The following is a 6858-nucleotide window of genomic DNA, read 5'->3' on the forward strand; positions in this document are numbered from 1 at the left end:
TCGAGTGCGCGACCCCGGCGGCCCTGACCTACCGTGGTGGGTCCGACCGTCCGCCGGACGGTCCGTCGGAGGTCGACCCGTGAGCACGCTGCCGCCGCCCCCGCCACCTCCCTTCGAGGAGGGCGACGCCTGGACCGACGAGGAACGCCTCGCCCAGGACGCCACCGCGGAACGTGCGCGCGGCGGATCGGCTGCGGACCTGTGGGCGTTCGTGTTCGACGGGCCGCTGCGCGCCCAGGAGGCGCTGCTCGCCGCGATGCGGATGGTCGGGCGCGGCCAGCTCAAGCTCGAGGACGCCGCCGTCGTGACCCGCGTCGGTGGCCGGGTGCGGATCCAACAGACGCGCGACGTGTCGCCATCGCAGGGTGCGGTCGGCGGCGCGTGGCTCGGCACGCTCGCGGGCCTGTTCGTGGCGCAGCCGATCCTCGGCGCGGCGCTCGGTGCGGCTGCCGGCGGGCTGTTCGGCAAGCTCCGCGACCACGGCATCGACGACGGCGAGATGAAACGGCTCGGCGAGGAGCTCGGCGACGGTGAAGCGGCGCTGTTCCTGCTCGTCGAGGAGTGCCACCAGATGCGAGCGCTGCACGAGATCTCCCGCTTCCCCGGTCGTCTGCTGACCACCAGCGCCGACCCCGACCTCGCCGACCAGGTCCGCGAGCGGTTCGCCGTCGACCCGTGGGGCTGACCACCGCCCCGCGACCGGACGCCGACCCCCGCCGCTGGGTGACTGATCCGGTCGAATCCGGGGCTGCTGCCGGCTTCGGGGTCTACCTGCACGTCCCCTTCTGCAGCCACCGCTGCGGCTACTGCGACTTCGCGACCGCCGCGGTGGGCGACCGCGCGGCGTCCGACCGTGACGCGCTCTACGACCGGTACCTGACCGCGCTGGTGGCCGACCTGCGACGACAGGTCGCAGCGGGCCCCGCTGCGCACGCGCCACCCGCGGCCGATCTCGATCCCGCGTGGCGTCCGGTCACCTCGGTGTTCATCGGTGGCGGGACCCCGACCCTGATCGGGGGGGAGCGGCTCGCGCAGGCTCTGGCGACGATCCGCGCCGAACTCGACGTCGCCGCCGGGGTGGAGATCACCGTCGAGTGCAACCCCGAGACCGCGACGCCGGGACTGTTCGACGCGCTGGTCGCTGCCGGGGTCACGCGGATCTCGATGGGGGCGCAGTCGTTCGCGCCGCACGTCCTGGCCACCCTCGAACGCCAGCACACCACCGGCCGACCCGCACAGGCCGTCGCGCAGGCGCGTGCCGCCGGGATCCCCGAGGTATCACTCGACCTGATCTACGGCACGCCGGGGGAACGCGACGAGGACTGGGCCGCCACCCTCGAACAGGTGCTGGCCATCGGCACCGACCACGTCTCCGCCTACGCCCTGACGGTGCACGACAGCACCCCGATGGGTCGAGCGGTCGACCGGGGCACGATCCCCGCCCCCGACGAGGACGTGCAACGGGCCCGCTTCGAGGTGGCGCGCGACGTGCTCGGGCGCGCCGGGTTCGACCACTACGAGGTCGCGAACTGGGCGCGTATCGCGGCACCGGCCGACGGTCCGCCCGTCCCGCTCCGCAGCCGCCACAACCTCCTGTACTGGCGGCACGGCGACTACCTCGGTGTCGGCGTGGGGGCGCACGCCCACCTCGCCGGACGCCGATCCTGGACGACGCGCTCGACCGACCGTTTCCTCGCCGCGGTCGAGTCGGGCCAGGACCCCACCGCCGGGGACGAGATCCTCACCGACGACGAACGGGCGACCGAGCGGCTCTTCCTCGGGCTCCGCGTCCGCGAGGGCCTCCACCCGGGCGACGTCCCACCGATCGACCCGGTCGCCTACGAAGAGGCGCTCGGGTCCGGGCTCGTCGAGACGTCCTGCGGTCGCCTGCGGTGCACCGACGAGGGCTGGTTCCTGCTCGATGACGCGGTTGCGCGTCTCCGGGGCTGAGCGGGGGGGGGTAGGGCGACGGTGCGGGCCGGTCCGCTCCGGCGCTCCTGCGCCTCTCTGGCGCGCCTGGGGCCGGGGTCGGGTTCCACTAGAGGTCGAGGGTCAGCCGCTCGGTGGTCAGATATCGGGGGCGAGGACGGGCCCCTACGTGCGATGCGGCGTGCCTTCCGTGCGCCGATCGTGACTGAACCTCCACATGAGGATGAGGGTTGAGCCGGCGGTGTCACGCTGGGCGCGCGCTCGGACGCGTGGACGTGCGTTCGTCGCTCAGGGCAGCTGTCCGCAGAAGGCGAGCGCCCGCCGGACGAGCCGGGCGTGGCCCTCGGACAGCTCCGAGGCGATCGTGGGGCTGATCACCTCGGCGGGGGACAGCCAGGTGAGGTCGAGCGCGTCATGGGCGGGAGCGCACTCCCCGTCGCACGGCACGATGTACCCGAGCGCAACCGCGTGCTGGCGGGGATCGTGGAACCCGCTGCGATCGGGTTCGGGGAAGTACTCGGCGACGGTGAACGGGGCCGTGCCGACCGGCAGGTTCGGTGCCGCGTCCGTTCCGAGGTCCTTCGACAGGTGGCGCCACAGAGCGTCCCGGAGGGACTCGTTGAACAGGACCCGCCCGGAGACGACCGCGCGCGAGATGCGACCGTCCGCACCGGGGCGGAGCAGCACGCCGACCTTCTCGATGCGACCGAGGTGGTCGACCCGTACCGGTACGGCTTCGACGTAGACCATCGGGACCTGGCCACGGACCGCGCCGAGCTGGTCCTCCGACAGCCAGCCCGGATCGGTCTCCAGCGTGTCGTGGCTGCTCAACGGTCCTCCTCGGTTCGGGCGCGTGGCGGGGAGTCTTCCACCCCGACGCCGCACGTGCGCGGCCCGCCGCCCGGTGGCGCCAGCGCCGCCCGTCGGGACGCGGCGTGGCACGCTTGGCCGACCTCGTAGCCACCCGTCCGAGGAGCTCCCCGCAGTGAGCGGTCCTTCGGCGCCGCCGGCGCCACCGACCAGACCCCCGCGCCCGCCCCGCCGGCGGGTGCTCCCGGTGGTCGTGCTGCTGCTCGTGGCGTTGATCGGGTCGGCCGTTGGGGTGCAGCAGCGACAGGTCGCGGCCGGGTGGCAGGCGCGCGCGGCGGCGCTCGAGGAGCAACGGGACGACGCCCGTGGCCGCACCGAGGCGCTCCAACGACAGCTCGAGGAGATCGCGGACTCGCTCGCGCTGTCCGAGAGCGACGTGGCCCAGCTCGAGGACCGGGTCCGCGACCTCGCCGACGAGAAGGCGCAGGCCGAGGACGTCGCGACCACCACCAGCGTCGAGCGCGACGTGCTCGTCGATCTCGCCTCGCAGGTCGCCGACGCCGTCACGGCGCTCGACGGGTGCGTCGACCAGCTCTTCGATCTGCTGAACGACGCCATCGGCGCGTTCAACCGCCAGGCGGCTGGGGAGGACGTCGACGTCGGGCTGCTCAACGTGGCGCGGACGGCCACGACCGCGGAGTGCAACGCGGCGCGGACGGACGGAGCGGCGGCTTCCGCCCGCGCCGACCTCCTGCTGCGTTGAGGGCGCGTCGGGCAGCAGCGGTCTCGGCGGCGCTCTGCGTCGCGGTGGTGAGCGCCTGCGTCCCGACGGCACCACCCCTCGCGACCGACGAGGACCTCGCGGGGATGGCCGAGCTGGCCGACCTCGACCTGCCGGAGGTCGCCGCCGCGTCGGTGCTCCGGCGCGCCCAGGAGGTGACGGTGCGGATCCGGACGCTCGGGTGCGACCGGCTGGGTCTCGGATCCGGGTTCGTCCTGCCCGGCGACCTGGTCGTGACCAACCGTCACGTCGTCGAGGAACCCCGCGCGGTCACCGTCAACACCTGGGACGGGCGCTCGCTGCGAGCCGAGGTGAGCGGCATCGCCGTGGACTCGGACCTGGCCGTGCTCCAGCTACGGGGTGCCACGGACCTGCCCGTGGCGGAGCTGCGCACCGAACCGGTGGAGCAGGGTGAACCCGTCATCGTGGTCGGCTACCCCGGTGGCGGTCCGGCGACGGTGTCGACGGGGGAGGTGGTGGCCCTGATCGAGGGCGAGCTCCTCGGCGAACCCGCTGACGTGATCCGGGTCGATGCCGAGATCCAGCAGGGCAACTCCGGAGGCCCGCTGCTCGACGAGGAGGGCCGCGTCATCGGCATCGTCTTCGCCCTGGACGTGGGCTCGGGTGACGGGCTCGCGGTCCCGATCGACACCCTGCTCGAACGCCTCGAGAGCCACGAGCTCACCCCGCCCGTCCCGAGCTGCTGACCGCGAGACGTGGCACGGGGCCGACCCTGGTGGGTCGGCCCCGCTTCACGATGCGAGTGGGGGAAGGCTCAGCCCTCCGCGGGCTCTTCCTCGCCAGCGTCGACGGCCGGGTCCTCCTCGAGGCCGGCGTCGTCGACGGCCGGCTCCTCGACCGCGCCGTCGTCCACGGTCTCGGTGGTGTCGGTGGTGGTGTCGTCACCGTCGTCGGCGCAACCGGCCAGCACGAGGGTGGTGGCGGCGAAGGCCGCCGTGGCGAGACGCAGGTGCTTCTTCAATGTGGTTCCTCCGTGATGTTGCTCGCGGGAGCGAGCGATGCCGCACGAATCGGTGCAGCAGCTACGACCACGGTAGTACGAGCCCGGTCGGGCGATGCACGGGCCAGAGTGGTCGAGCGGACGGGGGCCGTACCCCCTCCGTTCGACGGGTGGTCCGCGCTCAGCTCTCCGAGGTGATGGTCCAGGCCGTGAGCGGCCAGTCGGCGCGGTCGAGCAGGTCCGCGAGGATCCGGGCCGCGCGGACGGCGGTCACCCGTCGCTCGGCGTCCGGGGCGGCGGTCCAACGCAGGTAGGTCGCCGTCGAGGTGCGGCGCCGCACCCACCCGCCGTCGAGCGGGACCCGATCGAGGGCCTTGCGCCCACGGCGTGTGTCCGCGACGACGCTCACGACCACCACCGGCCGGCCGCGGTCGTCGACGTCGGGGTGGACCTCGAGGTGCGACGTCAGGTCGGACGACAACCGTGGCGCGGCGCCGTTGAGGCGTGAGCCCGGCGCCCGCGACGTGGCCGCCAGGGGGCAGACGACCGTGGCCGGATCGCCGGAGGCGAGCCACCGCGAGACGAGCTCGCACGACAGCCGGGTACCGACCTCGGGCAGCGCCCCGGCCCAGTCGACGGTCGAGGCGTCGGCGTGCGGACGCGCCGATCCGGCCTGCTCGGAGCTCCAGGCGTCGCGGTCGCGCGACGGCCGGCCGGGCGGCGCTGGTGGTGCCGGCGCACCGGTACCGAGCAGGACCTCGAAGGCGAGCTGCAGCTCCTGGAACGTCGCGACGTCGCCGCCGACGTCCGGGTGGTGCTCCCGCGCGAGTCGCCGGTAGGCACGCTTGATGGCCGGCTCGTCCGCTCCGGGAGCGAGCTTGAGGACGCGCAGCGCGTCGGTCGGGTCGGGCGGTCCGGTCAGCGTCGGCTCCGTCATGTGCGGGGCGGGTCCAGGCGGGGTCGGAGGGTACGGGGGCCCCGTCGGCCTACGCTCGCGGCCGACCGACGATGCGGAGCTCGTGTGCACGACGATGGCCTGACCACGCTCGGGACGACCGAGCAGGAGCGCGCCACCGCGCGTCGGCTGTGGGTCCACCTCGAGTGCGTGCACGTCCCGCAGTACTTCTCGCCGATCGTCGCGGAACGCCACGCGGCGCTCGGCCTCGACCTGCCCTGGGGTGGGTACACGGCGGGGCGCATCGCCCCGATGGGACCGGTCGGTCCCGAGATCGCGACGGCCACCTTCTACGGCTTCGCGCCGAGCCTGATGCAGGCCGCGCTCCCGGCCGCCTGGGAAGCGGCCAGCCCGCAGCAGGTCCACGCCGCGACGGTGGACGCGGTCGGGGAGAGCCTCGCGCCGGTCCTCGACGGCCTCGACGCGCAGGTCGCCCGGGCCGCGGAGCTGGCCCGTCAGGTCGCCATGTTCCACCCGATCGTCGGCCGGACCCTGGCGGCGGCTCGAGCAGGCGCCCCCTGGCCGGACGCCTCGCACCTGATCCTGTTCGAGGCGGCCACGCGGATCCGGGAGTCCCGGGGCGACGGTCACCTGGCGGCGCTCGTCGCCGCGGGGATCGACGGGTGCGAGTCCCACCTCACGGTGGCGGGGGACGGGGAGAAGGTCCGGGCGGTGCTGCAGCCCCGGCGTGGGTGGACCGATGCCGAGTGGGACGCCGCCGTCGGCCGGCTGCGTGATCGCGGCCTGCTCGACGCCGACGGACAGCTCACCGAGCGGGGTCGCGCCACCCGCGACCGGATCGAGACCCACACCGATGCGCTGGCGGCGCCACCGTGGCGGGCGTTCGGTCCGGAGCGGACCGCGCAGCTGCTCGATGCGCTGCGACCGATCGCGGCGGCGCTGGCCGCGACCCGCCTGGTGCCCGGCGTCGTCGGCCGTCGGCTCGAGGACTGACCGATCCGGTGGGCAGGTCGGGGGTCAGTCGGCGACCAGACCGTTGAGGGTGGCGCCGAGCAACGCACCGAGGTGGTCGACGGCGTAGCCACCCTCCTGGATGAGTACGGTCGGCCGCCCGAGCTCGCGCAGGCGACGGCCGACACCTCGCAGCCCCTCCACGGTCAGCTCGAGGTTGCCGAGCGGGTCGACCGCCGCGGTGTCCAGACCGAGCGAGACCACCACCGCCGTGGGTGCGAAACCGTCGATGAGCGGCAGCACCTCGTCGAGCGCGGCGAGGTACTCGCGGTCCTGGGTCCCCGGTGGCAGCGGGACGTTGATGGTCGCGCCGAAGCCCGCGCTGCCGCCCATCTCGCGCGCGTGTCCCGTCGCGTACGGGTACAGGCCATCGGGGTCGCCGTGGAGCGAGACGTACAGGACCTCGGGGTCGTCCCAGAAGATCTCCTGGGTCCCGTTGCCGTGGTGGAC

Annotated in this window: 8 protein-coding genes and 1 pseudogene; 5 read left to right on the top strand and 4 right to left on the bottom strand. The window is 74.1% G+C overall.

Annotated features, from left to right (window positions below; translation table 11 throughout):
• The first annotated feature begins 79 nt into the window (after positions 1-79).
• A complete protein-coding gene (locus WEB03_RS04870; RefSeq protein ID WP_368069830.1) occupies positions 80-685 on the top strand; it encodes a DUF1269 domain-containing protein in 606 nt (201 codons plus the stop codon).
• Entirely contained in the window at positions 676-1950 is a 1275-nt protein-coding gene (gene hemW / locus WEB03_RS04875) for a radical SAM family heme chaperone HemW (RefSeq protein ID WP_368069831.1), read from the top strand. The genes WEB03_RS04870 and hemW overlap by 10 nt, the downstream gene beginning before the upstream one ends.
• A 267-nt stretch (positions 1951-2217) precedes the next feature.
• On the opposite strand, the gene WEB03_RS04880 is transcribed toward hemW, so the two are convergent.
• Positions 2218-2760, bottom strand: coding sequence for a DUF4916 domain-containing protein (locus tag WEB03_RS04880; protein WP_368069832.1), 543 nt, complete (start codon positions 2758-2760; stop codon positions 2218-2220).
• Between the two features lie 226 nt (positions 2761-2986).
• On the opposite strand from WEB03_RS04880, the gene WEB03_RS04885 reads away from it, so the two are divergent.
• Both WEB03_RS04885 and WEB03_RS04890 read left to right on the top strand, forming a co-directional pair.
• A complete protein-coding gene (locus WEB03_RS04885; protein ID WP_368069833.1) occupies positions 2987-3502 on the top strand; it encodes a hypothetical protein in 516 nt (171 codons plus the stop codon).
• Between the two features lie 47 nt (positions 3503-3549).
• On the top strand, positions 3550-4227 hold the full coding sequence (locus tag WEB03_RS04890; RefSeq protein ID WP_368069834.1) for a S1C family serine protease: 678 nt from the start codon (positions 3550-3552) through the stop codon (positions 4225-4227).
• Positions 4228-4295: 68 nt separating this feature from the next.
• On the opposite strand, the gene WEB03_RS04895 is transcribed toward WEB03_RS04890, so the two are convergent.
• The gene (locus tag WEB03_RS04895; protein ID WP_368069835.1) at positions 4296-4502 is read right to left on the bottom strand and encodes a hypothetical protein; all 207 of its coding nucleotides are present in this window, start codon (positions 4500-4502) and stop codon (positions 4296-4298) included.
• Between the two features lie 160 nt (positions 4503-4662).
• On the bottom strand, positions 4663-5418 hold the full coding sequence (locus tag WEB03_RS04900) for a J domain-containing protein (RefSeq protein ID WP_368069836.1): 756 nt from the start codon (positions 5416-5418) through the stop codon (positions 4663-4665).
• Between the two features lie 84 nt (positions 5419-5502).
• Here WEB03_RS04900 and WEB03_RS04905 point away from each other — a divergent pair, with 84 nt between their 5' ends.
• A complete protein-coding gene (locus WEB03_RS04905) occupies positions 5503-6390 on the top strand; it encodes a hypothetical protein (RefSeq protein WP_368069837.1) in 888 nt (295 codons plus the stop codon).
• A 24-nt stretch (positions 6391-6414) separates the two neighbouring features.
• Here the strand turns inward: WEB03_RS04905 and WEB03_RS04910 are convergent.
• Positions 6415-6858: pseudogene (locus tag WEB03_RS04910) on the bottom strand (histone deacetylase family protein); the annotation flags it as partial.

It is taken from the genome of Nitriliruptor sp., assembly GCF_040882075.1.
Taxonomy (GTDB): domain Bacteria; phylum Actinomycetota; class Nitriliruptoria; order Nitriliruptorales; family Nitriliruptoraceae; genus Nitriliruptor.

Bases quoted from the DNA above. Each gene is read 5' to 3' on its own strand.
- WEB03_RS04900 (WP_368069836.1), bottom strand. From the start codon at position 5,418: ATGACGGAGCCGACGCTGACCGGACCGCCCGACCCGACCGACGCGCTG.